This is a genomic window from Mycobacterium sp. E2479 (assembly GCF_001667925.1).
GTDB lineage: Bacteria > Actinomycetota > Actinomycetes > Mycobacteriales > Mycobacteriaceae > Mycobacterium.
On the sequence record NZ_LZJR01000142.1, the window covers coordinates 1 to 1286 of the forward strand.

Here is a 1286-nt window from a genome sequence, read left to right on the forward strand (position 1 = left end):
GTGGCGGTGCAGCGCCCGGCGGTGGTGCCGTTGTCGTTTGCTCAGCAGCGGTTGTGGTTTGTTGACCAGTTGCAGGGGCCGTCTGCGGTTTACAACATGGCGACCGCGTTGCGCCTAAAGGGGCGTCTGGATGCCGCGGCGTTGGGTGCGGCGTTGGCTGATGTGGTGGGCCGGCACGAATCGCTGCGCACGGTGTTCATCGCGCCCGAGGGGATCCCTGAGCAGGTGGTGCTGCCGGTGGAGCGGGCCGATATGGGGTGGGAGGTGGTGGAGGCCAGCAGGTGGCCTACGGCCCGGTTGCAGGAGGCCATCGATACCGAGGTGCGTCGCCCGTTCGACCTGGCTAGCGCAGTCCCGTTGCGGGCGCGGCTGTTTCGCCTCGGCGATGACGAGCACATTCTGGTGGTGGTGGTGCACCATATCGCTGCTGATGGCTGGTCGATCGCCCCGTTGTTGGGTGATTTGGGTATGGCTTATGCCAGCCGGTGCGCTGGGCGGGCCCCGGGTTGGGCGCCGTTGCCGGTGCAGTATGTCGATTACACGCTGTGGCAGCGCGACAGCTTCGGTGAGCTCGACGACAGCGACAGCCCGATCGCCGCCCAGCTGGCCTATTGGGAGCAGGCGTTGGCCGGGTTGCCCGAGCGGTTGGCGTTGCCCACGGATCGGCCCTATCCGGTGGTGGCTGATCAGCGCGGGGCCAGCGTGGAGCTGGACTGGCCGGTCAGGTTGCAGCAGCAGGTGGCGCGGATGGCCCGCGAGCACAACGCGACCAGTTTCATGGTGATCCAGGCCGCCCTGGCGGTGCTGCTCTCAAAGTTGAGTGCCAGCGCGGATGTGGCGGTGGGTTTCCCGATCGCCGGACGTAATGATGCCGCGCTCGATGAGTTGGTCGGGTTTTTCGTCAACACCTTGGTGTTGCGGGTCGATTTGGCCGGCAATCCGAGCATGGCGGAGTTGCTGGCTCAGGTGCGCGCGCGCAGCCTGGCCGCCTACGAACACCAGGATGTGCCCTTTGAGGTGCTCGTCGAGCGGCTCAACCCGACCCGCAACCTGTCGCATCACCCGCTGGTGCAGGTGATGTTGGCCTGGCAGAACTTCGGCGGGCGCGACAACGGCGCCGCCGGGTCGAGTTTGGGTGACCTCGAGGTCACCCCGTTGCCGGTGGATACGCAGACCGCTCGGATGGATTTGGCGTTTTCGTTGGCGGAGCGGTTCACCGTGGAGGGGCAGCCGGCTGGGATCGGTGGGACGGTGGAATACCGCACCGATGTGTTTGATGCGGCCAG

1 protein-coding gene is annotated in these 1286 nt (G+C 66.4%); it reads left to right on the forward strand.

Going from position 1 to position 1286, the window contains the following annotated elements:
- Positions 1-1286 (forward strand): condensation domain-containing protein (locus A5686_RS21055; RefSeq protein ID WP_231986444.1); only part of this gene is annotated, 1286 nt, incomplete at both ends.